The sequence below is a fragment of the Polyangium sp. 6x1 genome, assembly GCF_029946515.1.
In the GTDB taxonomy this organism is placed as follows: Bacteria; Myxococcota_A; Polyangia; order Polyangiales; family Polyangiaceae; genus Polyangium.
This window is the reverse complement of sequence record NZ_JARZHH010000003.1, coordinates 96,411-119,771: the sequence shown is the minus strand read 5'-3', so window position 1 is coordinate 119,771 and position 23,361 is coordinate 96,411. Positions and strand designations below refer to the sequence as shown.

General features: G+C 69.3%; 24 protein-coding genes. 14 read left to right on the top strand and 10 right to left on the bottom strand.

The window, feature by feature from the left end; translation table 11 throughout:
• Positions 1–7: 7 nt before the first annotated feature.
• The 5 genes from galE to QHF85_RS05485 all read right to left on the bottom strand — a co-directional run bounded on the left by galE (position 8) and on the right by QHF85_RS05485 (position 5,335).
• A complete protein-coding gene (galE, locus tag QHF85_RS05505; protein ID WP_281325993.1) occupies positions 8–1,006 on the bottom strand; it encodes a UDP-glucose 4-epimerase GalE in 999 nt (332 codons plus the stop codon).
• Positions 1,007–1,022: 16 nt separating this feature from the next.
• Positions 1,023–2,219 (bottom strand): sodium/glutamate symporter, encoded by a 1,197-nt coding sequence (locus QHF85_RS05500; RefSeq protein ID WP_281325992.1) that lies wholly within the window; start codon positions 2,217–2,219, stop codon positions 1,023–1,025.
• Between the two features lie 18 nt (positions 2,220–2,237).
• Positions 2,238–3,701, bottom strand: a complete 1,464-nt coding sequence (locus QHF85_RS05495; RefSeq protein WP_281325991.1) for a hypothetical protein — start codon at positions 3,699–3,701, stop codon at positions 2,238–2,240.
• A 62-nt stretch (positions 3,702–3,763) separates the two neighbouring features.
• Positions 3,764–4,300 carry a hypothetical protein gene (locus QHF85_RS05490; RefSeq protein WP_281325990.1) on the bottom strand — a complete coding sequence of 179 codons (537 nt, stop codon included), beginning with the start codon at positions 4,298–4,300 and terminating at the stop codon, positions 3,764–3,766.
• 408 nt (positions 4,301–4,708) lie between these two features.
• Positions 4,709–5,335, bottom strand: a complete 627-nt coding sequence (locus QHF85_RS05485) for a hypothetical protein (protein WP_281325989.1) — start codon at positions 5,333–5,335, stop codon at positions 4,709–4,711.
• Positions 5,336–5,432: 97 nt separating this feature from the next.
• Here QHF85_RS05485 and QHF85_RS05480 point away from each other — a divergent pair, with 97 nt between their 5' ends.
• Both QHF85_RS05480 and QHF85_RS05475 read left to right on the top strand, forming a co-directional pair.
• A complete protein-coding gene (locus QHF85_RS05480) occupies positions 5,433–5,825 on the top strand; it encodes a hypothetical protein (RefSeq protein WP_281325988.1) in 393 nt (130 codons plus the stop codon).
• Positions 5,826–5,951: 126 nt separating this feature from the next.
• Complete coding sequence (locus tag QHF85_RS05475; RefSeq protein WP_281325987.1) at positions 5,952–6,362, top strand: hypothetical protein; 411 nt, start codon at positions 5,952–5,954, stop codon at positions 6,360–6,362.
• 10 nt (positions 6,363–6,372) lie between these two features.
• Here QHF85_RS05475 and QHF85_RS05470 read toward each other — a convergent pair whose 3' ends face one another.
• Both QHF85_RS05470 and QHF85_RS05465 read right to left on the bottom strand, forming a co-directional pair.
• Positions 6,373–7,914 carry an aldehyde dehydrogenase family protein gene (locus tag QHF85_RS05470; RefSeq protein ID WP_281325986.1) on the bottom strand — a complete coding sequence of 514 codons (1,542 nt, stop codon included), beginning with the start codon at positions 7,912–7,914 and terminating at the stop codon, positions 6,373–6,375.
• Positions 7,915–7,954: 40 nt separating this feature from the next.
• Positions 7,955–9,232, bottom strand: coding sequence for a hypothetical protein (locus QHF85_RS05465; RefSeq protein ID WP_281325985.1), 1,278 nt, complete (start codon positions 9,230–9,232; stop codon positions 7,955–7,957).
• Between the two features lie 164 nt (positions 9,233–9,396).
• Here QHF85_RS05465 and QHF85_RS05460 point away from each other — a divergent pair, with 164 nt between their 5' ends.
• The 11 genes from QHF85_RS05460 to thiD all read left to right on the top strand — a co-directional run bounded on the left by QHF85_RS05460 (position 9,397) and on the right by thiD (position 18,520).
• Positions 9,397–9,552, top strand: coding sequence for a hypothetical protein (locus QHF85_RS05460; protein ID WP_281325984.1), 156 nt, complete (start codon positions 9,397–9,399; stop codon positions 9,550–9,552).
• 224 nt (positions 9,553–9,776) lie between these two features.
• Positions 9,777–10,130 carry a helix-turn-helix domain-containing protein gene (locus QHF85_RS05455; RefSeq protein WP_281325983.1) on the top strand — a complete coding sequence of 118 codons (354 nt, stop codon included), beginning with the start codon at positions 9,777–9,779 and terminating at the stop codon, positions 10,128–10,130.
• Positions 10,131–10,244: 114 nt separating this feature from the next.
• Positions 10,245–10,661, top strand: a complete 417-nt coding sequence (locus tag QHF85_RS05450) for a hypothetical protein (protein WP_281325982.1) — start codon at positions 10,245–10,247, stop codon at positions 10,659–10,661.
• Between the two features lie 167 nt (positions 10,662–10,828).
• The gene (locus tag QHF85_RS05445; protein WP_281325981.1) at positions 10,829–11,776 is read left to right on the top strand and encodes a hypothetical protein; all 948 of its coding nucleotides are present in this window, start codon (positions 10,829–10,831) and stop codon (positions 11,774–11,776) included.
• Positions 11,773–12,720: a hypothetical protein gene (locus QHF85_RS05440; protein WP_281325980.1), complete on the top strand. Its 948-nt coding sequence runs from the start codon at positions 11,773–11,775 to the stop codon at positions 12,718–12,720. The genes QHF85_RS05445 and QHF85_RS05440 overlap by 4 nt, the downstream gene beginning before the upstream one ends.
• Before the next feature lie 225 nt (positions 12,721–12,945).
• On the top strand, positions 12,946–13,581 hold the full coding sequence (locus QHF85_RS05435) for a sigma-70 family RNA polymerase sigma factor (RefSeq protein ID WP_281325979.1): 636 nt from the start codon (positions 12,946–12,948) through the stop codon (positions 13,579–13,581).
• Positions 13,578–14,603 (top strand): energy transducer TonB, encoded by a 1,026-nt coding sequence (locus tag QHF85_RS05430; protein WP_281325978.1) that lies wholly within the window; start codon positions 13,578–13,580, stop codon positions 14,601–14,603. Before QHF85_RS05435 ends, QHF85_RS05430 begins: the two co-directional genes overlap by 4 nt.
• 60 nt (positions 14,604–14,663) lie before the next feature.
• Positions 14,664–15,428, top strand: a complete 765-nt coding sequence (locus tag QHF85_RS05425) for an energy transducer TonB (RefSeq protein WP_281325977.1) — start codon at positions 14,664–14,666, stop codon at positions 15,426–15,428.
• A gap of 176 nt (positions 15,429–15,604) precedes the next feature.
• Positions 15,605–16,618 (top strand): triacylglycerol lipase, encoded by a 1,014-nt coding sequence (locus QHF85_RS05420; protein WP_281325976.1) that lies wholly within the window; start codon positions 15,605–15,607, stop codon positions 16,616–16,618.
• A 23-nt stretch (positions 16,619–16,641) separates the two neighbouring features.
• Positions 16,642–17,670 (top strand): lipase secretion chaperone, encoded by a 1,029-nt coding sequence (locus QHF85_RS05415; protein ID WP_281325975.1) that lies wholly within the window; start codon positions 16,642–16,644, stop codon positions 17,668–17,670.
• Positions 17,671–17,719: 49 nt separating this feature from the next.
• Positions 17,720–18,520, top strand: a complete 801-nt coding sequence (gene thiD, locus QHF85_RS05410; RefSeq protein WP_281325974.1) for a bifunctional hydroxymethylpyrimidine kinase/phosphomethylpyrimidine kinase — start codon at positions 17,720–17,722, stop codon at positions 18,518–18,520.
• A gap of 1 nt (position 18,521) precedes the next feature.
• Here the strand turns inward: thiD and QHF85_RS05405 are convergent, their stop codons facing one another.
• From QHF85_RS05405 to QHF85_RS05395, 3 genes are all read right to left on the bottom strand, one after another.
• The gene (locus tag QHF85_RS05405) at positions 18,522–19,400 is read right to left on the bottom strand and encodes a fibro-slime domain-containing protein (protein ID WP_281325973.1); all 879 of its coding nucleotides are present in this window, start codon (positions 19,398–19,400) and stop codon (positions 18,522–18,524) included.
• 61 nt (positions 19,401–19,461) lie between these two features.
• Complete coding sequence (msrA, locus tag QHF85_RS05400) at positions 19,462–20,118, bottom strand: peptide-methionine (S)-S-oxide reductase MsrA (RefSeq protein ID WP_281325972.1); 657 nt, start codon at positions 20,116–20,118, stop codon at positions 19,462–19,464.
• Between the two features lie 63 nt (positions 20,119–20,181).
• Positions 20,182–21,405, bottom strand: a complete 1,224-nt coding sequence (locus QHF85_RS05395; RefSeq protein WP_281325971.1) for a serpin family protein — start codon at positions 21,403–21,405, stop codon at positions 20,182–20,184.
• Positions 21,406–22,106: 701 nt separating this feature from the next.
• Between QHF85_RS05395 and QHF85_RS05390 the strand changes: the two genes are divergently transcribed.
• The gene (locus QHF85_RS05390; RefSeq protein WP_281325970.1) at positions 22,107–23,357 is read left to right on the top strand and encodes a hypothetical protein; all 1,251 of its coding nucleotides are present in this window, start codon (positions 22,107–22,109) and stop codon (positions 23,355–23,357) included.
• Positions 23,358–23,361 lie beyond the last annotated feature (4 nt).

Here is a 23,361-nt window from a genome sequence, read left to right as displayed (position 1 = left end):
CATTCCGTCAGCCGTGTTGCTTCTGATGCCACGCCCATGCATGGGCGATGATGGTGTCGAGCTCGGGGTACCGCGGCGACCAGCCGAGCAGCTCCCGCGCGCGCGCGCTCGCTCCCACGAGCACAGGTGAATCTCCGGGCCTGCGCTCGGCCTTCTCCACGGCGATCTCGCGGCCCGTGACGCGCGCCGCCGCCGCGATGACCTCCTTCACGGAAAAACCACGCCCATTGCCCAGATTCACGGCCGTGCTCGCCCCGCCGCCGAGCAAATAATCGAGGCCAAGCACGTGCGCATCCGCCAGGTCCGAGACGTGAATGTAGTCGCGGACGCACGTCCCGTCCGGCGTGTCGTAATCCTCGCCGAAGATCCGGATCGACGGGCGTTTTCCGAGCGCCGCGTGGAGGGCGAGCGGGATCAAATGCGTCTCGGGGTCGTGGTCCTCGCCGAGCAGGCCGTTCGGATGCGCGCCGGCCGCATTGAAATAACGAAAGCTCACGGACCGGAGGCCCCAGGCCGTCTCGCACTCCGCGAGGATCTTCTCCACGACGAGCTTCGACCGGCCATACGGGTTCAGCGGATTCTGCGGGTGCTCCTCGGGGATCGGGACGACCTCGGGCACGCCGTACGTCGCGCACGTCGAGGAGAAGACGAGCGTCGAGATGCCTGCCGCCTGCATCGCCTGGAGCAAGGTGACCGTGCCGTGGACGTTGTTCTCGTAATACTTGAGCGGATCCAGGACGGACTCGCCGACCTCCATGAACGCGGCGAAATGCATGACCGCGTCGATCCGCTCGCGCGCGAAGATCACGTCGAGGGCCGCGCGATCGCGCGTATCGGCCTGGATCACGGGCACGCCCAGCACTCGCTCGATCGGCTCGCGGTGGCCTTTGCTCAGGTTGTCGAGCACGAGGGGCCGGTCGCCGCGCGCCGCGAGGGCGAGGGCCGCGTGCGAGCCGATGTACCCGGCGCCGCCGGTGACGAGAACGGTCCTACGTTCGGAGGTCATGGGGCTCGGCGCGCGCTCAGCGGAGCACGTTCAAGGCCTGCGTGACGAGCAGGGCGTTGATGAAATCGATGAGGAACGCCCCCACGATGCTCACGGCGAAAAACGCCTGGGGCGCCGGGCCCGATTTGCGCACGATCTCGTTCATGCAGGCGAGCGAGTTCGCCGTCGTGCCGAGCATGAACCCGCAATACCCACCCGCCATGACCGCCGAGGTGTAATTCCGGCCCATCATCCAGTAAATGGCCGTCCAGCAGAGCGTGATCGTGAGCACCACCTGGCCGATCAGGATGAAGAGCACGGGAAACGCGAGCGTGCGGAGCTGCCAGAGCTCCAGCGTGAGCAGCGCCATCACGATGAAGAGCTCGAGCGCGACGGAGCCGATCTCCTCCATCTTCTTCTGATCGATGCCCGCGAATTGCAGGCGATCGTCGAGGTTGCGAACCACGCCGGCCACGATCATCGCCCCGATGTACGCCGGGAGCGTGAGCTTCCAGGCCGCGAACTGCGCCGAGAGAAGCGAGCCGAGCGCCATCGCCACGCCGAGCACGATGATGTGCGCGAGATAATCTCCGTGCTTCTCCGAGGGCCCCGCGTCGATGTCGATCTCGGGCGCCGGCATCGCGTCGCTCTCGCCCGGGCGCAAGGCGTGGCGGCGAATCAAGAAGCTGCCGACGAACCCGCCGAGCAGGCCACTCACGGTGATCCCGAAGACGGCCGACGCGAGGCCAATCGCCGTCGCGCCCGGGACACCCGCCTGCTCGAAGACAGGGCCAAACGCGAGCGCCGTCGCGGGCCCGCCCGTGAGCGATACGGCGCCCGGAATGACGCCGAGCAGCGGCGGCAGCCCCATCGCCTTCGCCGCCCCCGCGCCCCAGCCCATCTGCGCGAGCAGGCCGAGGACCGCGGCGCCGAGGAAAATGGCGACCCGCTTGCCGCCGAGCGCGAGCAGCCGGAGGCTCGCCGTCATCCCCACCGTCGTGAAAAACGCGATCATGAGGATGTCGCGTAAGGCGAGGTCGAACTTGAAATTGCAGACGCGATCCCGCAAGGCGAGGCCGACGATCGCGTACACGAGGCCGCCGAGGATCGACGCGGGAATGCTGAGGCGCTCGAAGACGGGCAGGACGCGCCGGATCCCGCGGCCGAGGACGAGCCCGAGGCAAGCGAGGCCGAGGACCTGAATGGCCGAGACTTGATAGGTAGGGACATCCATGGCAGGGCCGCGCGCGCCTCAGGGCGAGAGGACGCCGGTGAGCGCCTCGGCATACACGCGGCTCTCCTGGACCCGGAGCGGCGCCGCGTGGTCGAACTCCTCCCGCACGCCGATGCGGAGGTAATAATAATACCCCACGTCGAGCAAGCCGTCCGGAATACGCAAGACGGGCTCTCGCGTCGAGAAAGACGCCATGGTCCGCGTGAGCTGTCCTCCGGGATCGAGGCGCCGGAGCGTGATGATGTACGCCGCGGCTTTGCCGAGCGAAGGCGCGCTCCAGGTCACCGTGGGCGTCTTGCCAATGCCGAGGAGCTCTCCATACGCGGGCTGCTCATTCACGCGGATGTCGAGCGGCGGGCCGAGCGTCGGCGCCACCTTGCCGGAGAACGAGGCGACCGGGCCGCTGCGACCCATCGCGACGGCCGTGGTCTTCGGGATCCCCGTGGGCATGACGTGCGTCACCGCATACGAGACCTCGACGGCGGCGACCTCGGCCCAGCCGTCGGGGAACGGATTGCCATACACGAGCTCGGCCGGAGGCTGCGCCGCGGGGAGGCCGGAGAACAAGAGCAAATCGGGCGTGGGGGAGACGGAGACGCGATCCGCGCCCCCCGGCTCCACGCCAATGCGAACGTCCTTGCCCGCGATCGTCGCCTCGGGATGCACGCTCTCGGCGAGGGCCTGGAATGCAGCGTCGTCGAAGGAGACGGAGAGCTTTTTTGAAGGCGCATCCACGAACGTGCCCTCGACGGGCGTGGTCGCGCCGTCGGCGAGCGTGAACGACATCGGACCGAAGGCCTTGCGCACGGAACGATAAGGCGCCCCGACGCCGGCCGTCCCGACCCTTTGCGTGAAATAGGCCTGGTCCCCCGCGCCACCCGCGACGACGTTCGGCACGACGAGCTCCGATGTGGCGACGCGATAATCGGTGACCTGCGTGGCGTCCATGGCCGGCGGCATGCCATTCGCCGGGGGAAGCGTGCCGATCGTGCCCGCGCCGAGCGAGAAAACCTCGATGCTCGACCCTTCCTCCCAGGGATTCAATCCATCGAACGTAAGCGCGAGCTCCGTCGTGTCCGCCGTCGCGATGGGGTCGGCGTCGGGCCGGCCCACGTAAACGCGGCCGAGATCGAGCGTGCGCGGGGCGTCCATGATGAACCGCGGCGGCCTCGTCCCCGTGCCGAAGAGCTCGATGAAGCGGAGATCATAAGGCCCCTCGGGGAGGTCACGAATGCGGAACGTGCCGTCCTCCGCCACCTCGGCGAGGAGCTCCCGCGGCGCGCCGTCGTCCCCGGGGACGATCGCGGCAATCTCGAATTGACCGGAATCACGGACGTTCGTCACGTCCCCCCCCTCGGTCAGGTGGAGGTCGACGATCGTGCCGGTGACGTCGAAAAGAGGCGACTTGGGGGTCTCGCCGCCGCCGCTGCAGCCGAGGGCCCCGAGGAGGCATATCGAGGTAGCACCGAGGAAGGACCGCATGGCCCGCCGTACCACGGCGAGGCCCCCGCGAGAAGCCCCGATCGCCCGGCGAAACGCTTCGATCAGTCGCGCATGACGACCTCGAGCTCCAGGACGACGAGCGGCACCGACCCCGCGAGCCCCTCGCGGCGGAACGATTGCAACGTCACCGTGGAGCCGGGCTTGCCCAGCGCCGCCATGAGGCCCGAGAAATAGCCGATCTGCATCGGGATGAACCACGGCATGATCCAGATGGGAAGCGCCCGCTCGACGACGCGGATCCGATCCGGTCCCACCCGGTCGACATTCCATTCGCCGAAATCGTAATACCGACCGGCGAGCGGGCGGAGGCGCGCGTGCACGTCGTCCGCCGATTTGCCCTGAAACAAAGCCCGGTATGCGTGCTCCACGTCGTACGAGGCCTGCGCGCGCCCCTGCTGGTGCGCGAACGTGTCGAGCTGGGAGCGCAAGAGCGAGGCGAGGACGCCGCTGCCAGCCACGAGCGGGTACAGGTCGTAGAAGCTGCCCGCGAGGAACGGCTGGCCGAAGAAGCCTTGCAACGCGGGCAACGGCAATGCCGCGACGAATGCCGCCGGGCCTCCCTCGACGCGGGACGTCACGAGCTGCGTCAAACCCCGATACGCGATCCCTTTGACCCGAAAGGGTCCCTCCCCCGGCGGAGATGGCAGATCCAGGTACCAGGCGCGCTGCTCGCCGGTCCCGGTCAGCGGGCGCGAAAAGGAGCGCGGCGAACGCTCCGAAGAGATCGGCCCCCAGGTGTCCGTCAAGCGAGGCGCGCCGTCGCTCGACGACGGCGGCGGCCTGCTCGGTCGCCCGAAGCCGCTGCTGATCGGTGAAGCAGCAGGCGCGCGCTCACTCGCAGCGGGCGCGACGGACGGCGGCGGGGGTGTCGTTCGACGTGGAGGCGTTTGCATGAAAGGACCCCGGCACGATCGGCCGGACGATCCGTAGGGTAAACGATCTCGAGCCCCGTGGCGAGCGAATCGAAGGGCGCCCGCGCGCGCGGCTCATGCGGGCTCGAGGAGCTTCGACCCCACGTACATCCGCGCCATGCTCTCGATCCGCTCCGCCTGCTTGGCGTCGAAGAACGGTGGAACACCCGTACGCGAATAACTCATCACGTTGTCGGTCACGTCGCTGTGGCCGAGCCCGAAGAAATGGCCGAGCTCGTGCGCGAGCGTGCTCGGTCGTGCGCTCGCCGCGACGATCACCCAATGCTTGGCCGGCGTCTTTCTGTGCCGCCAGTGCACGCCCATCCGGAAGAGCTTCGGATCGTCCACGTCTCGCAGGGATGCCACGATCATCACGTTGATCCGCTTTGGCTCGAGGTGCGCGGCGAGCGCGTCCCTGTCGGCGCGCGTCTCGAGCCTGGCGAGCGCCGCCGGGAGCGCGCGCGCGGAGGCCTTGCGCAACGTGACGCCGATCGGCGTGAAGAGCCGCGTGGCCTCGGCGATCTGCTCTCCGATCCACGTCTCGTTTTGCACCGCGACGGCGTCTTCCTCGGCGACGGCGAACGAGAGCGGGAGCGCGGGGATCGGGTCTTTTTCGGCCTTCTTCGCGAGCGCGCTCCGCGAAAGCAGGACAGAACCCGCGAAACCAAGGCCCGAAGAGAGGATGGCGCGTCGGGAAAACATGGGGAGAGCGCGCAGCATAATCGATCCGGGCGGAAGCTGCGAGCGTGCGAGCACGACGCGGCGCGGCCAGGCACGCGCCCTGCCTCGCATCGCGAGCATGCAGCACCCAGCCGTCGTGGTCATCATTCACGAAGACGAAGCCGTGGCGAGGTCGCTCGCCGAAGAGATCGAGGCCGCGGGCCTCCACGCAGTCACGGCCGCGCTCGGCCCGCTCGTCGCGGCGCCCGAGGCGGCGCTCGCGCTCTTCGCTCGACACGACCCACGCGTCGTCGTTTACGACGTCTCTCCGCATGACGAGAGCGTCCCATTCCTCACGTTCCTGCGCGGAACCAAGGTCGGCTCGCGCCCCACGCTCGTCCTCACGACGACGGCGGCGCACGAGCAAGAGCCACTCCTCCGCGAGGCGATCGACCTCCGGAGCTGCCCGCACGCGGTCGACACCCTCGTCGCCGCCGTGACGCGCGCCGCCACGGTCCGCCGCGCCGCCTGAATACCCCCGATCCAGGGGATGCTGGAAATTCAACGCGTCGCGTCTTGACACGTAACACGTTGCGTCATAGAAAGCGGACACATCCGAACGACGTCCGGGGCGGGCTTCGCGCTCGCAGGGCGGCGCATGGTGACGCGATTCGCGCGGGCTCCTTTGCAGGGCTGCGCGCAGCGCATGGCCTTGCCGGACGAGAGCTTTCCAGACGAACAGGAGGCATCCCTCATGGTCGAGACGCAAACCCAGAGCGAGACGAAGATCCCGAGCCTGAAGGACGTGAAGGCCGCGTCGGCCCGCGTCGAGCAGAAGGCGCGCGAGATGTACGACGTGCTGGTCGACGCTTCGGTGAAATGGGCGGGCTTCGGCCTCGGATACGGGCGCACGGCCCTCACGACGAGCGCGCGCGCCCTCGAGCGCGCGGCCGAGCGGCTCGCGTCCATCGAAGAGAAGCTGCCGAAGAAGGCCCCCGAGGCGAACGCCGAGGCGAACGCGGCCGAAGCCGACGCGACGAACGCCGCGTCGGATCCGAACGTGAACTGAGCCGCGCTCCCTATCCGAGCCAGCTCTCCTCGAACGTCATCCCGATCGGCAGCGGCGCCGCCGCGCCGCTCTCGATCATCCCCGCCACCGGATACGCGCAATAGTCCAGGCTGAAGGCCCCCGCGGGCCGATGGTTCCCAGACAAACCAATCCCGCCGAACGGGAGCTTGCTGCTCGCGCCCGCCGTGCCGGTGTTGACGTTCACGCAGCCGGCGCGCGCCTCGGCGAGGAATCGCTCGACGACGGCCGCGTCCTTCGTGAAGATCGAGGCCGCGAGCCCGAAGCGCGTGGCGTTCGCCTGCGCGATCGCCTCGTCCACCGAATCGACGACGACGTACCGGAGCAGCGGCCCGAACACCTCGACGTCCGCGCCCGGCCCCTCCTCGGAGAGCGTGAACCTGTCGACGCGGACGATCCCCGGCGAGAGGAAATGCCCACCGGACGGGGATTCGAGGGCGCGCGCCGGTAGCCGGCTCTCCGCGCCTCCGGCCGCGAATCGCTCCTGCGCCGCGAGCACGGCCGCGCGCGCCTCCGCCGAGATGATCGGCCCCATGAACGGCTGCGGATCCGCGAGCGGATCCCCGACGCGGAGCGCCGATGCGATCTCCACGATCGTCCGGACGAACCTCTCGGCCACGGCGCCGTGCACGACGAGCCGCCGCGTGCACGTGCAGCGTTGCCCCGTCGAGACGAACGCCGAGCGCGCGACCTCGATCGCCGCTTGCCGCAGATCCGCGTCGGGCAGGACGACGGACGGGGCATTGCCGCCCATCTCGAGCGCGAGCACGCGGCCCGGCCAATCGAGGCTCGCTTCGAGGATGCGCCGGCCCACGGGCCACGAGCCCGTGAAGAGGACCCCGTCGATGTCGGGGTTCGCGACGAGGCGCGACGCGACGCTCGCGCCGCCATGCACGAGGTTCACGACGCCGGGCGGCGCGCCCTCGGCGGCGAGCGCCTCGGAGAGCCACGCCGCGAGGGTTTGTCCGACCGCCGGGGCCTTGTCGCTCGGCTTGAATACGATCGTGTTTCCGAGGGCGAGCGCGGGGATGATGTGCCCGTTCGGCAGGTGCGCCGGGAAATTGAAGGGGCCGAGCACGACCATGACGCCGTGCGGGCGGAACCACGTGCGGCCCGTGCGCGAGGCCGAGAGCGGGATCTCGAAGCCCGAGACCCGCCGGAGCCCGCCGTGCTCGGAGGCGTCGAGCGTGATGTCGACCTTGGCCGCGAGCAGATCGGCCTCGGCGCGCGCGTCCCAGAGCGCCTTTCCCGTCTCGTCGGCGATCAGGCGGGCCATGTCGGCCGCGCGCGCCTTGCAGAGGTCGCGGAAGCGGCGGAGCGCCGCGAAACGCCGCTCGACGGGCAGCGCCGCCCACGCAGGCAAGGCGCGCCGCGCCGCCGCGACGGCCTCGCCTGCATGCGCGGGCTCGGGGCTGCCTTGCCAGACGATCTCGGCCGGACGCGTGGGGTTCCGGGAGGTGATGGCGTCGCCGGGCAGCGGGACCCAGCGTCCTTCGAGGAGATCCGACGGCCCGTGCGCGAGGAGGGGAGACATCGGGCTGAAGGGTCCCGGGCGTCCGGGCCCTTGTCAAGGGTCACTGGGGCGCAAACGCGACGCCGCGGAACACGGTATTCGGCGGCGCGATCGTGGAGACGGTGACCTCGGGGAACGCCGATCCATCGTCATAGAGCGTGATGAGTCTGTTTTCGCTGGGCTCCGTGGTCGTCGCCACGACACGAACGCCTGCCCCCGACGGGACGGCCGCGATGCCCCGCACGCCGGACGTCCCGTCGCTCCACGTCGCCGCGAGCGTCCACGAGCCGCCGTCGTACGTCCATTTCTGAATTCCACCGCCGCTCGCCGGGCTCCGATCGTCCGCGATGTAGAGCGTGTCCGGCCCGGAAATGCCGCCCACGAGATCCAGCAGGGCAAACCCATACGGGCTCGCGCCGAGGGTGGGCAGGCCGGGGAGCGACGTGGCCGTTTGCCCGCTCGACGTGGGGGTGCCGAAGCCGACCGTGAAGACGTTGACGAACGTGCCCGCGCCCGAGGTCGCGTAGAGCTGGTTGCCGGCGACGTGCACGCAGCGCGTATTGAGCGGATTCGAGAGGATCTGCGTGCCCGAGACGGAGCCGAGCGTGACGAAATGAATGCCGCCGGTCGTGGTGCTGTTGCCCGAGACCCAGATCGACGTGCCGTCCTCGGACGTCGCGCCGCGCACGTTGCTGCCGCTGAACGCGCCCGAGACCAGGGTCGAGGTGTTCACGTTGCCGAAGGCGTCGATCCGGCCGACGACGCGCGGGACGAGGTCCGCCGACTGCGAGCTCACGTTCGCGATCCCCACGCCGGCGGCATACCCTGCGAGAAACACGTATTTGCCGTTCGCCGACGAGAGCGACAGGTGGCCCTCCGAGGTCGCCGTTCCCGACAAGGTGAACGCGTAATTGGACCCCGAGGTCGACTGCGGCATCCCGGTCGTCCCCGGCGAGCCGGGCATGGCCGAGCCGTCCGTGAGCCGCCACTCGATGGAGACCGGCGACGCCGCGGACGAGAGCGTCGTGAACCCATCCCCGACGCGCAGAAGCACGATCGGCAAAGGCTCGCTCCCGCCGCCGCCGATGCCGCCGCTGCCCGAGGACGAGCTCGATCCGCTGCTCGAGCTCGACCCGCCGCCCATGCCCCCGGTTCCGCCGGGCCCGCCGCCCATCCCTCCGCTGCTGCTCGAGGATTGCGCGGGCCCGCCCCAATCGTCGCCCCCCTCGCCTCCTGCACCGCCGTCGCCGCCGGGACGGGTGTTTCCCTTGGCGCAGGCGAAAAGGACGAACGGGACAACCGCGAATGAAATGGCGACGAAGGATCGAGACGAATTCAAGCGTGCACCTCCCGCAAAGCGTGTTCGGATATCCACTGCGTATTCCGGATTCGTCACGGCCGCAAGGGCAACGCAAGGATGGTCGGCCATAGAACGTCCTACCACTCCCCCGGCACGGCGCGCGTGCGGGATCGCAGTGCTGCCGCCGTTCCATGACGCACGGCATGCAGATCGGACGCCTCTGCTTCACGATCCTCGCGGGCGGCCTCGCCAAGCTCGTCAATCGGGCCGCGCGGCTGCAAGGCGTGCAGCTCGGGCGCGTGAACCTGTCGAGCCAGGGCGGGCTGCCGTTCCTGCCCCTCGTGAACGTCGAGCTCTGAACCCGAGCGCCGGCCGGATCGGATCTCGCCCGGCCTGGACTTTGCCTGTTTTCCCCGGAACACGCAACAACTATGTGCGGGGGGGCCAAACGTTCCCCCGGCGCCCCTGGATGTGGGCTGGTTCTCGGACGTCCTCTCCAAAATCTACGGGTCGGACGAACTGGGTAGTTTGTCTTCCGCGCATGTTGTGGTAAGGGGGAATCCTCGCTGACGAGAGGTGATCCATGCCCCGACGAACCGAACCCAGCCCCTTCTCCTCCAAGGTCGGCGCGCGTATCCGCGAGCTGCGGCTCGAGCGCAACATGTCCCTGCCCGCGCTCGGCGAGGCGAGCTCGATCTCGAAGGGCCACCTCTCGAACATCGAGCACGGCTTCGCCGCAATCACGATCGAGACCGTCGATCGCATCGCCCGCGCGCTCGATATCCCGCCCCTGTACATCCTCGCCTTCCCCGGGGAGGACGAGCGGGCTCGCATCGCCGACGCCGTCCGCAAGCTGCCGAAGGGCGAGTGGAAGAAGCTGCGGAAAGAAATCGAAGGCCGGGCCACGCCCGCGCCCGCGGCGAAGAAGCGCGGATGATAAGCTCACCCCTGGGGAGCGGCTCGCGCTCCCGGGGTGGCTTTCGCCCGCTGCCGTCGCGGCCGGCGGCCACGTCGCCCTCGACGTATCGAGCGCGGCGCCGCGTGGCGTGTCATGAAGGGTCGGCGCGAGACGCATGACGCGCCGCGCGTCACGGCCGAAGGAGGGTTCGACGTCATGACAGGCTGGACGATCGGGTACGGCGGTCTCTTGACCGCGCTCGGCATCGGGGGGTTCGTCGCGACAGGCAGGGAGCACAAGACGGCGCTGATCCCCGCGGGCGTGGGCGCGGCGGCGCTGGGGCTCGGCCTGCTCGCCCGGCGTGGTTCGTCCCGGAAGGCGGCGCTCGTGGGCGCGACGGCCGTGGCCGGCCTCGGGCTCGCCGGCTCGGCGCGCGGGCTCGGCAAGCTGCCAGCGCTGCTCCGCGGAGAGCCGGTCGAGCGACCCGCGGCGGTCATCGCCCAATCGATCATGGCCGGCACGTCCGCGGCCTACCTGCTCGTCGCGCTGCCTTCCCTGATCCGCGAGTGAGCCCTCACGCGAGCGGCTATCGCGATACGCTCGCGTTTGCATGACGCGCCCCTCGTATTCGCTCCGGCAGACGTGGCTGTCCGACATGACCGAGCGGCGCGTGGTGCCCGCGGTGCGAGGCGGCCTGAGAGATTGACAGGCAAAGGCCGCGCGGGTCTACTCGCTCCGTGCTCGCACGTACATCTTTCCTGGTCCTTCTGCCGCTTTCCATCGGCGGATGCTCGGGCCCTCCGCCTTCGTTCAAGGAGGCGGAGAACCTCGAAGCCCAAGCGAACTTCGAAGAGGCCGCGCAGAAGTTCGAGCTCGTCTGCGCCGAGGGGCCGGCGAGCCCGGAATGCCAGCAGAGCGGCGCGAAGGCCACGGGCGCGCTCGTGACGGCCGCGACGAAGGCCACCGAGAAAAACGAATTCGGCAAGGCCGAGCGCCTGCTGCTCCGCGCCCTCGCCCTCGCGGACGAAGCCACGGCCAAGGACATCGAGGCTCGCCTCGGCAAGGAGGACCTGACCGAAGGCGTTCGCTTCGAGCAGGCCTCTGCCGATACGGACAAGGCACGCGCGTTCGATACGATGAACGCGATCGCTGGCGGAAACACGCCCGCGGCGGCGCTGGCGAAGGCATGGATCGACAAGGAGCGACCGGGGCTCGTCGTGGCGCAGGTGAAGGCCGCGTGTGGCCCGGAGCATCAGGGCTCGTGCATCGATACGTTCGAAAAGCTCTCGGCGCTGCCCGAGAAGCCGCCCGGATTCGACGAGGCCAAAGCCGCCCACGACGCCGAGCAGAAGCGCACGGAGAAGGCGCGCGCCGAGCTCGACAGGTTCATCGGCGTCTTCATGCAGCGGGGCAAGAAGGACCTGGCCTTCACGTTCTGCATGGCCGAGAAGACCGCCGAGATCGAGGCAGAATTCCAGCGCATCCGCGCCTGCGAGGAAACCGTCTACGACGACGGCAAGTCTCCCTACGAGCGGTTCGACGCGCGGCAGACCGAGGACTCGCTCTTCCGCAGGCGCGTCGCGACGCTCGGCGATCCCGGCCTCATTGCGACGTACGAGGCGCGCCGGTCCGGGGCCGTCGCGACGGGTGAGGATCCGCTGAAGGCCCTGAAAGGTGCGAAATGAGCCGCTCCATTGCCCAGACGATCGTGGTACTCGCCCTCGCGCTCGCGGGCTGCGATGCCGCCAAGGAGCCGATGTCCAAAGCGAGGGAGGCCGAGGCGGCCGGCAAGGTCGCGGAGGCCAAGGCGCTCTATGCGGAGGTCTGCAAGGCCTCCGAGAGCTCGCCCTTTTGCCCCGCGGCGAAGCAACGCATCGAGGCGTTGACGGTCCGGGAGGCGACCACGCTCGTCGCCGAGGGGCAATACGGCAAAGCCAAGGAGCTCGCCGCGACGGTCACGGATGCGCGGGCCAAGCGGGCATTCGAAGCGCTCGCGAAGACGCGGGCGATGAGCCAGGCGTCCGCGTTCGACGAGGCAAACGCCTCGGCGGACAAGGCCGCGGCGCGGGCCAAGATGGAAGAGCTCGCCGGGCAAAGCTCTCCGGTCGCGGACAAGGCGAAGGAGTGGCTCACGAAGAATGGCCCGGCGCTCCTCCTCGACGAAGTGAAGGCCGCGTGCAAGCCCGACGGGACCGGCTCGTGCGTCGACCTCGGCAAGAAAATCGCCAAGCTCTTCCCCACGAGCCCCGAGGCCGGCGAGGCGAAGGCGCTCGTCGACGCCGAATACAAGCGCGTCCACCCGCTCCTCAAGCAGGCGGAAGGCCTGCTCGTGCAAAGGCTCGAAATCAGCAACTGGAAGAACAAATACGACCTCTGCATGAAGCAGGCGGAGCCTTCCCCGGGGGGCTACGAGATGCAGGTGTGCAAGACGGAGGTGGGGATTCCCGAGGACCGAGGGGATCCCTTCAGCACGAGCTTTCTCGAGGGCGCGTGGAAGAAGAAGCTCGCGGAGATCCACGACCCGGGCAGGGTGAAATTGCTCGAGGATCGGTGGGGGAAGATCGAGAGTGATGGGATCTACGACCCGGCGAGCTTGCCCAAGCCGGGGGAGCAAGAATCGAAGAAGTAGCCGGGATGGGGCGTGGTGGCGGTGACCAAGGCGCCAGCGCCCGTGCAGCAGTAACCGTCGCCTCCCGCACATCTCGGGCATCGACGCGCCCCGTTCATTTTTCGTGATCAACCTGCCCCGGACCGGGCATGGTAGAGACGTGGCCCCCGCTCTTGCCCATGTGCCCCCTGCGTTCGCCGCGCCTCGCGTGGCCCCGGGGCTCCGTTCGAAACGGAGGGTGAGCCCGTGACCCTCGTCTCTGACCTGGACATCCTCTTCTCGGGCGCCGAAATCTGCGAGGCGGACGAACCTCGCCCGGTCGAGGAGGGGTGGGCCAAAGGCGGCGAGGGCGGCGCGGAAAAGGCGCGGCTGCGGGGGATGGTCGACGCGCATTTCGACGCCGTCTACGTGGCGCTGCGGCGGCTCGGGGTGCCGGCGGCGGAGCTCGATGATTGCACGCAGCAGGTGTTCGTCGTGGCGTCGGGGAAGCTCGGGGCCATTCAGCCGGGGCGGGAGAAGGCGTTCCTGATGGGGACGGCCGTGCACGTCGCCTCGCACGCCAAACGCGCGCAGCGCCGGCGGCGCGAGGTCCCCGAGGGGGACGAGGTGGCCGACGCGCGCGCCGACGCGGGGCCTCGGCCCGATGAGATCGTGGAGCAGCGGCGCCTGCGGGCGCTGCTCGACGAGGTGCTCGCGGCGATGCCGGAGGATCTGAGGACGGTGCTCGTGCTCTTCGAGCTCGAAGAGCTCACGATGCAGGAGATCAGCGGGGCGCTCGATCTGCCGATGGGTACGGTGGCGTCGAGGCTGCGGCGCGCGCGGGAGCTCTTTGCGAGGATCTCGGCGCGCGTCGTCGGGACCGAAGGAAGGGGGCGGCCGTGAGCGAGGTGCGCAGGCTGCTCGACGAGAATGGCGACGACGCGGCGACGGCGCTCCTGCGCTCGGCGCGGTCCGATCGGGCGCCGGCTGCGTCGAAGGCGCGGGCCCTCGCGGCACTCGGCATCGAGCCGGCGCGCGTGGCGAAGGCGCAAGAGATTCCGGCGCAGGCCGTCCACGCGCCTCGCACGGCGACGGCGGCGCGTCCCGAGAGGCCCGAGCCTCGTCCGGCGCGGGTCGCAATGGCCGGCGCGAAGCGATCGGCGCAGGCGGCGCCGCACGTCTTGTTCCAGAGCGTCCTCGGGCCGACCGGAAAGCCCGTCGGGTTTTTCCAAAAAGGACGGCTCGGCGCCGGGCTCGTGGCGGCGGCGCAGGTGGTGCTCATCGGCATCGCGCTCGTCTCACAGCCGATGCATCGGCCCGAGGTGTCGAAAGGGCCCGCGGACGAACCGCAGCAATACCCCGAGCTCCAGCTCGGCGCAGGAATCCCCGCGCCCGCGCCTCGCGCGGAGGCAAAGGGGCACGACGCGGAGCCCCATCGTGTCGCGACGCCCGCGCATGCTCCGCGCGGCGTGCCGAGCGTCGTCGCGTCGCCTTCGAAGGTGGCCGTGAAGGACGATCCCGCCGCGTCCGAGGCGCCGAGCGCGCCCGCGGACGTGCCCCCGCCCGTCGCCGTGGTGGAGGCCGTGGGCTCACCCGAGGTGCTTCCGGCCAAACCCGAGGCGCCGAGCGCGCTCGTGCCTCCGTTCGAGCAAGGGACCATGTCCCAGCCGAAGCGAATCGGCGGTCGCGATCCCGTGTACACGCGCGAGGCGCTCGAAGCGCGCGTGGAGGGCACGGCCCTCTTGCAATGCGAGATCACGGCGGCGGGCGCGACGAAGGATTGTCGGCTCTTGAAAACCTTGCCGCACATGGACGGCGAGCTGCTCGCGGCTGCGCGCACGTGGCGATTCTCGCCGGCGACGCAGGGCGGACGGCCCGTCTCCGTGCGGTACGTCTCGAAGGTCAATCTCGTTCTGCCGAAGTGAATCGGTCCTGAAATAGGTTTCTCCGGGACGCACCCCGTTCGTCCTGGAAAGGAGGCATTCGTGTTCGAATCGGCCCTGGGCCGGTACGAGGGCGCTCGTCCGCACCTCGGCACCGGAGCACTTCTGTCCATTGCCGCGCACGCGCTCGCGGCGGTCATCGTGTTCGCGATTCCCGGCAAGAAGGCCTCCTCGAACGAGGACGAGCCGGTCGTGGTGTTCACGGTCCCGAAACCGCCTGCGCTCCTCGGCTCCCCGGGCCCTGCGGCCCCGCAGCCCGAGCGGGCGGCGCAACCGAAGACGCCCCGGCCCAAGCGTCCGCAGGTCCCGATCTTGACGAACGAGCCGCCGAAGACGGCGCCGACCGAGCCCGAACCCACGGACGAGTCGCCCGCCGCCGCGCCCGGCGATGGCGCGACGGCGCCGGACGGCACGGGCAATGGAGGCGACCCGAATGGAAAGCCCGACGGCGTGCTCGGCGGGGATCCGAATGGCAAGGGCACCGCGCCGCCTCCGCCGGAGCCGCCGCCGACGAACACCACGTTGAGCTGGTCCTCCGAGATGGGCCGCCCGGTCCTCATCGGCGGCCCGGCGCAACCGCCCTACCCGAGCGACGCGGCGCGCCAGCGGGTCGAGGGGACCGTCATCGCGCAATGCGTCATCACCACGGAAGGCCGGCTGCGGGATTGCCGCATCCTCAAGGGGCACCCGTTCCTCGATCCCGCGGTGAACGCGACGCTCGCGCAGCAGCGCTACAGCCCGCTGATGTACGGCGGCCGTCCCGTCAGCGTCCGTTACGTCCTCACGTTCAAATTCAAGCTTCAGTGACGCGGCTTGGATCGAGGCGACTGATACACGGAAGATCCACCCTGGATCGCATTTGACCCAATCCAGATCACCATCGCTCGGCAAGATTGCAGCCTCAATGGCTTGTTCCACGCGCAGTGCGTCATTCGATCCTCTGGCATGAACAGTGCCATTCGGATAGGATGGAGGGCCTGAACATGCGCTGGAACATTGGCTTGGGGGTTCGGTTGGGTCGGGCGGCGGCGTTCGGCGCGGCGATGTTCGCGTCGGCCTTCATCAGCGGGTGCGGCGGTGAGTCGCCGAACCAGCTCGCGGCAGCGGAGGAGACGTCGACGTCGGCGGCCAATGGGTACACCGACACGTACACGCAGACGAAATACCCCATCGTGCTCTGCCATGGCATGGCGGGCTTCGACGAGCTGTTCGGCGTGGTGGACTATTTCCACGGCATCGAGTCGTCGCTCGCGTCGGGCGGGGCGCGCGTCTTCGTGACGCAGGTGCCCGCGTTCTCGTCCACCGAGGCGCGCGGCGAGGAGCTGCTCCAGCAGGTCGAGGAGATCGTCGCGGCCACGGGCGCCAAGAAGGTCAACCTCGTCGGCCATAGCCACGGCGGCCTCGACATCCGGTACGTCGCCACGGTGCGGCCCGACCTCGTCGCGAGCGTGACGAGCGTGGGCTCGCCGCACCACGGCGCCGACCTCGCCGATTTCCTCCGCGACAACATGACCGAGGGCGGCTTCTCCGAGGCCGTGCTCTCGCTCTTCGCGAACTCGCTCGGGACGATCCTCGGCCTGCTCTCTGGCCAGACGAGCCCGCAGGACTCCGTGGCCGCGCTGGAGTCGCTCTCGTCCGACGGCGCCGCGACGTATAACGCGACCTACGGCGCGGGCCTGCCGGCCGCGTGGTGCGGCGAGGGCGCGCACGAGGTGAACGGGATCAAGTATTTCTCGTGGTCCGGCACCTCGAAGGTGACGAACGTGCTCGACGTCTCCGATTACCCGATGGGGCTCACGGGCATCATCTACGACGACGCGAACGACGGGCTCGTCGGCCGCTGCAGCTCGCACCTCGGCGACGTCATCCGCGACGATTACAAGATGAACCACCTCGACGAGGTGAACCAGCTCTTCGGCATCACGGCGCCCTTCCAGACAAGCCCGAAGTCAGTCTTCCGCGCCCACGCGAACCGCCTGAAGAACCTCGGCCTCTGACGATCTTCCAAGCGAGGACGCGCGTGGACCGCCGCCGCATCGCCACGGGGTTCGCCCTCGTCACGCTCGTCGCCGCCGCCGGCATCGGCGCGTGGCGGCGCGGCGGGGAAGAGCCCGCGCGCGCGGTCGAAACGACGAACGAATTGCGCGGCGGCCCGAAAAGCGCGACGCGAAAAACCTCGGCTTCGGCCCGGCGCGCCGAGGCGAACATCGATACCCGCGAGAAGAGCCCCTTCCAGGACAAGGCCCGGTCGCTGCGCGGCACGGACGAGGACGGCGCCTTGCGCGTCGGTCCCGACGGATCCCTCATCCTCGGCCCCGAAATCCTGCGCCTCTTCGATTACTACTTCACCACCGAGGGCGAGGAGAGCGACGAGACGATCCGCGCCCGCATCCTCGCCGCCATCCGCGAGCGGGTCGACGGCCCGGCCGCGCTCGAAGCCGCGGCGCTGCTCGATCGATATCTCGCCTATCGAAAAGACAAGGACGGGCTCACGCTGCCGAAGGACGAGGAGGCCGATCCGACGGCGAGGCTCGAAGCGCTGAAGAAGCTCAGGCGCAAGCATTTCGGCGACGAGACGGCGAACGCGCTCTTCGGCGACGAGGAGCGCGAAGGCGACGTGGCCGCCGAGGCGAGCCGGGTTCGTCAGGACGAAACCCTGACGGTCGAGGAGCGGGATCGACGGATCGCCGCGCTCGAAGAGAGCTTGCCAGGCACCGCACGCGAGGCGCGGGAGAACGCGACGCTGCCGCTCCGCGCGCGCGCCGAAGTGGACGCGATGCGCGCGGAAGGGGCGACGGACGAGGACGTGTACGCGAAGCGCGTCGAGACGCTCGGCGCGGAGGCGGCCGACAGGCTGGCCGCGCTCGACGCCGAGCGCGCGGCGTGGAAAGCGCGGATCGAGGCCTTCCGGAAGGAGCGCGACGCGCTCGCCGCGAAGACGGACGACGACGCCACGTTCAAGGCGGCCGAGCAAGCGCTGCTCGATCGCTCGTTCACGCCGCTCGAGCAGCGCCGTGTGCGGGCGACGCTGGCCATGTCGACGAAGTGAACGGTCCAGCACCTTGCGCGCCGGGTTCCGCGCTGGTACGCGAGCCGCGATGCAAGGGCGTGTGCTCATCGTGGCCGGCTCGGATTCGGGCGGCGGGGCGGGAATCCAGGCGGATCTGAAGGCCGTGACGGCGCTCGGCGCGTTCGGGGCGACCGCGATCACGGCGCTGACGGCGCAGAACACGCGCGGCGTCTTCGGGGTTTTTCCGGTCCCGCCCGCGTTCCTCGCGCAGCAGATGAGCCTGGTCCTCGAGGATATCGGCGCGGACGCGATCAAGACCGGCATGCTCCATTCGGCCGAGGTGATCGACGTCGTCGCCGAGGTGCACGAGCGCCTCGCGAAGGACGTGCCGCTCGTCGTCGATCCGGTGATGGTGGCCAAGGGCGGCGCGCCGCTCCTGCTCCCCGAGGCGCGCGAAGCGCTCGTCGGTCGGCTCCTGCCGCGCGCGACGCTGATCACGCCGAACCTCCCGGAGGCCGAGGTACTTTCGGGTCAAACGATCGACTCGGTCGCGGCGATGCGGCGCGTGGCCGCGGCGCTGCTCGCGCTCGGGCCGAAGGCGGTGCTCTTGAAAGGCGGGCACCTCGAAGGGCCGAAGGTCACGGACGTGCTCGTCACGGCTGCGGGCGAGCGGCTCTTCGAGGACGATCGGATCGAGACCACCTCGACGCACGGGACGGGATGCACGCTCGCCTCGGCGATCGCCGCGGGGATCGCGCAGGGGCTCGGCGTGGAGGCGGCCATCACGCGGGCGCGGCGATACCTGAGGCTCGCGATCCAAGAGGCGCCGGGGCTCGGGCACGGGCACGGGCCCCTGAATCACGCGGTGACGGTCGCGCCTTTCGACTGACTCAATCGGGGATCGGTGGCTCCGAGAAGCAGCCGATGGTCGTGTCGATCCGGAAGTTCGATTCGCTCGTGTGCCGCTCGGCGAAGAAGAAATCGAGCGGATAGCTCTTGCCCTTCTCGATGCCGAGCTCGGCCGCGCGCGCGTCGAGATCGACCGTCGCGCTCTGCGCGCCGTGCACGCCGCCGAGGTCGATCACCTTCTTGCCGTTGATGAACGTGAAGAGGTCGTCGTCGCCCGTGAACGTGAAGACCTCGCCGCCCTCGTAGATGAACTGCGTCCGGAGCTCGAGGGTGAAATGGTAGTTGTGCGTGTTGAACTCGTCGCCGAAGCCCTGGCCGTCAATGGGGAAGAAGGCCGAGTTGTTGTACGTGTACGTCCCGCCGCCCGCCGCCGTGAGCGGGATCTCGATGGGGATCGCGAGGTTCACGCCCGCGACGTCGTTGTACCACTGGTCGAAATTCTCTTTGCCCGACGTCGTCGGCGTCGTGGGGTTGCCCGCATAGACGGGTTTTCCGTCCGCCCCCAGCTCGTTCGCGACGATGCCCGGATCGTCGCCGAGGAAATCCTCGAAGTCCGGATGCTCGACCTTGAAATCGCGCACGGTGGCCTTGAGGACGGGATTGCAGGTCGGCCCGCCGCCCGCGCCCCCGCCCGCGCCGCCGACGCCCGAGGGGAAAAGCTCGCCGCCCTGCCCGCCTTGGCCCATGCCGCCCTGGCCGCCTTGCCCCGAAGCGCCGCTGCCGCCGGCGCCCGATCCGGAAGGGCCACCCGTCGCGCTGCTGCCGCCATCCCCGCACGCGGTCGCCGCGCCGAGGAGGCCCATCACCGAAAGGACGAGCGCAAAGCGCCCCATCCGGCCCGCGTGTCGTGTGTTCGTCATGGATGGGATGGTATCCGCGCTTCCCGGGCCGTGTCACGCCGGAGTGCGCGCGAACGCTTGCTCAGCCGGCGGAGACGAGCCCGATCGGGCAGCTCACGCCGGTGCCGCCGATGCCGCAGTAACCGCCCGGGTTCTTCGCGAGGTACTGCTGGTGATAGTCTTCGGCGTAATAGAACTCGGGGGCTTCGAGGATCTCCGTCGTGATGTCGCCGTGCCCCGCGGCTTTGAGCGCCTTCTGGTAGGCGACGCGCGAGCGCTCGGCGGCCATCTTTTGCAGGAGGCCGAAGCAGTAAATACCCGACCGATACTGCGTGCCGACGTCGTTGCCCTGGCGCATGCCCTGCGTCGGGTCGTGGTTCTCCCAGAAGACCGAGAGCAACGCTTCGTACGAGACCTTCGCCGGCTCGAACACGACGAGCACGACCTCGTTGTGGCCGGTGCCTCCGGTGCAGACCTCTTCGTACGTCGGGTTCGGGGTGAATCCGGCGGCGTATCCGACGGCCGTCGCGTACACGCCCTTCGTTTGCCAGAACTTGCGCTCCGCGCCCCAGAAGCACCCGAGCCCGAACATCGCCTGCTCGGTGCCCTCGGGGAACGGGGGCACGATGCGCGCGCCGCTCACGAAGTGCTGCTCGGGCACGCGCATCCGAGCTGTCCTCCCGGGGAGGGCCTCCGCCTTCGTGGGCAACTTCAGCTTGCGAGGGTCGACCTTGAACATGGGCGTATCTTGGTGCGGAAGGCTCCGCGCGGCAAGATACGCCCGTCCGTCCGGGTATCTCGTTCAGCTCGGGTCGGCCACGCGACCCACGAAGATCACGGACTTCGTCGCGATGTCGCGGATGAAGAACAGGAACGGCTTGTCGAACGCGATCGCCGCAGGCGGGGGCGCGCTCGTCTCGCCCACGATCACCGCGGTCGCCGCCGCGGCCTCGGTCCCCGCCTCGTTCACCGAGACGAACGACTGGTGAATCACGTCCGAGATCATGAGCCCGCCCGTCCCATTGATGCCCGAGAAATCGGCTTCGTCCGTGAACGCGACGCCCATGCCGAGCGTCTTCAGCTGCTCGACCAGGCTGAACTTGGACTCGAACTTGAATCGCGGCAGCTGCGTGTTGACCGAGTGCTCGGAGAGCCCGCCGACGACCTCGCTCAGCTTCGCCGCGTCGAAGCTGCCCTCGAACGCGTCGAGATCGTCCGGCAGGACGAGCACCATCGAGAGCTCGTCGCCGTCATACGGCAGCTCGACGGCCGCGTAATCCGCGCCCTGCACGTAAGGCGCCTCGACGAAACCCTGCATCATGGGCACGGAGACCGACGCGCCGTCGCTCGTCGTGAACGAGCCGTTCTGTGTCTTCGACTCCTCGAACGGCGTCCGCCATGCGGCATTGAAGTACACGGCGTTCGTCAGCACGAGCCGCGTCGTCGAGTCGATCGAGCCAGGTGCGAGGATGTCCTTGATCTTGCCCTCGGTCTTCTTCTCGACCCAGCCGTTGATCAGCGTGCGGGCCTGCTCCGACGCACCGACGTAATCGACGATGTTCATGCCAGCGCCGTAATTGAGGCCGAGCACGTCGAGGAACGCCGTCTCGAAAGGAGAACCGACCTGGCCCCAGACCGCGTTCGCGATGTTGAGCCGGAAGCCCTGGCCGTCCGAGCCCTTCGCGTCCTTGCCGCGGCTCGCGAGCGCGAGGTCGAGCGCGTTGGCCGCCGGATGGAGCTGGGCCTGCGGCAGCGTGAAGTGCAGCGCCTTCGCCATGTCCGTCTCGGTTTGTCCACGCGCGCCGGCCCAGGTCATCGCGAGCGCGCTGGTGATCGAGTGCGGGGAATAGAAGAGGTTTCCGGGCTCGCTGCGGAGCGTCTTGTAAATGTCGAGCGCGAAGGCCGTGTTGCCATCGACGAACGTGGCGAGGTCGGCGCTCGGGACATTCGGGCTCGTGATCCGCTGCGCGCCGGAGGTCACGACACAGCCGGCGGTGTTCACGTCGTGGCAATCATCGTCATTCACGGCCCCGGGGGGCTCGGGCGGCGCGGAAGAGCTGCAAGCAAGGGCGGAGAGGGAGAGAAGCAGAGAGAAAACAGGGAGTGTTCGCATGCCGGAGCTCTGGAGCAATCGGCGTGCCGAGCGCTATTTTCCGCGATTTCGTCGCGATCGCGCCGAACCTGCGGCAGTTGTGTCGGAGGCGGCTCAGGGTGGCACGCAGGGGCTCCGCGCACGCCGACGCCACCCAGCGGCGGGCTCGGGCCCGCGCAAAAGAGGAGCAGCGATCGAGCGAGACGTTGCGCGGGACTGCGCGCCCTTGCGCGCCGCGCCGCCGTCACGCGCGGCGGAAATGATCGGCCCTGAAAAACATACAGCCCCGGGCTCCCCATGAGCCCCGGGGCCGGATCGCCGAGCGGGAACAATCGCGATCCACGTCATGGAAGCCCGCCCCGCGCGTTCCGTCAACTCGATTTCGACGAATGCAATTCTTTTGGCCCGTCGTTCACCTTCGCGTTATCGCCCCGGGCGGAGCGCGCCCGAACGGCTTCGGCGCTCGCGCGACGCGCATGCATTCGTGTGCATGTAATGAATCTCGCCGGCTCGGCATCGCGCGGCGTTGCTGGATGGGCCTTTGGGTGGTCATTCCGGAGCGCAGGTCCTACCCCGACGAAGCACGATACGAGCGTCGCGTGGGAAGGCCCGTCCCTGGTAAGGTGGGGGCTCCCATGAAAAAGGCCGAAATCGACGCCCTCGTGCGTGCACATCGGGGAAGCGCCCGCGCCGTGGCCTTCTTGCACGTCCTCCGGCAGCCGGCGCTCGCGCCGGACGATCACAGCTTCCTTTCCGAACACGCGCACGAGCTCACGTCCGCCGATCTCCTGCGCTGGCGCGCGCGCACCCCGTACGTGGGTCGCCCGCCCATCCTCGTCGCGCTCGCGAAGCTCTGCGAGGACAAACCCGCCGAGTTCGAGCACGAGGTGCTGAACGCGCCGGGCCTCTCCTTCGAGGATCGGGAATGGGAGACGCTCGCCGACCTCGTCCGCGGAAAGGTCCCGCCCGCGCTGCAAGCGCGTATCGCGCGTCGGGAAACGAGCGCGCCCGCGCCCGCCGTCGCGTTCTTCGCGTCGTCTCCCCACGGTGGGGGGCTCCGGTCGGCCCACGAGGTGGGCCATCCTCTGCCCCCCACACCCCCCGCGGACGAACCCGTCGATCTCGCGGCGATGTTCGACCTCGACGAGGCGACGGCGCCGGAGGCTTCGGCCTCGAAAGAAGGGGAAGGCTCGTTCTTCGGCGGCGGCTCGCTCGGCGACGAGCTCGGCCTCGACCTCGGCGAGGACGAGGGCGGGCCGCTCTTTGCCAATCCGTTCGCGGGGCTCACCGTCGAGGACGCGTTTGCGAAGGTCACGGACGGGACAAACGGCGACGAGCGCGCGATGCTACTCGATTGGCTCGCCGCGCAAGGCGCCTCCGCCGAGCGGCTCATGAGCGCCGCGCTCGCCTCGCTGCATCGCGCGCCCGTGGCCTCGCCCGTGGTCGCCTGGATCGGAAAGCGGCTCGCCACGAAAGCCGACTGGGAGACGAACGGATACGCGCTCTTTCTCGCGCTCGTCGAGCGGCGCGCTTTCCCGGAACTGCAGGAGCTCGTGGCGCAAGCCGCAGGGGTTTCTCCGGAGCTCGGCGAGGCGCGGCTCGCCGCGTTCGGGCACGTGCTCATCGACGTCACGCGCGACGCGATCAAAAAGAAGGACGAAGCGCGCGCGGCCGCGGCGCTCGCCGCGCTGTCGGCGCTCGGCGCGACGGAGGAGACACGCAAGAGGTTCGGCGCGTTGAAACAAGCGCTCCACAAGGCAAAGGCCTCGCCGTATCTCGTGACGCTCGTCGATCTCGTGGTGGCGCGCGCCCGTACGCGCGGGGAAAACCCCACGGAAGGGATGATCGCCGCCGTGCACGCCCTCTCGGACGCGCTCGGCTCGTAGCGCC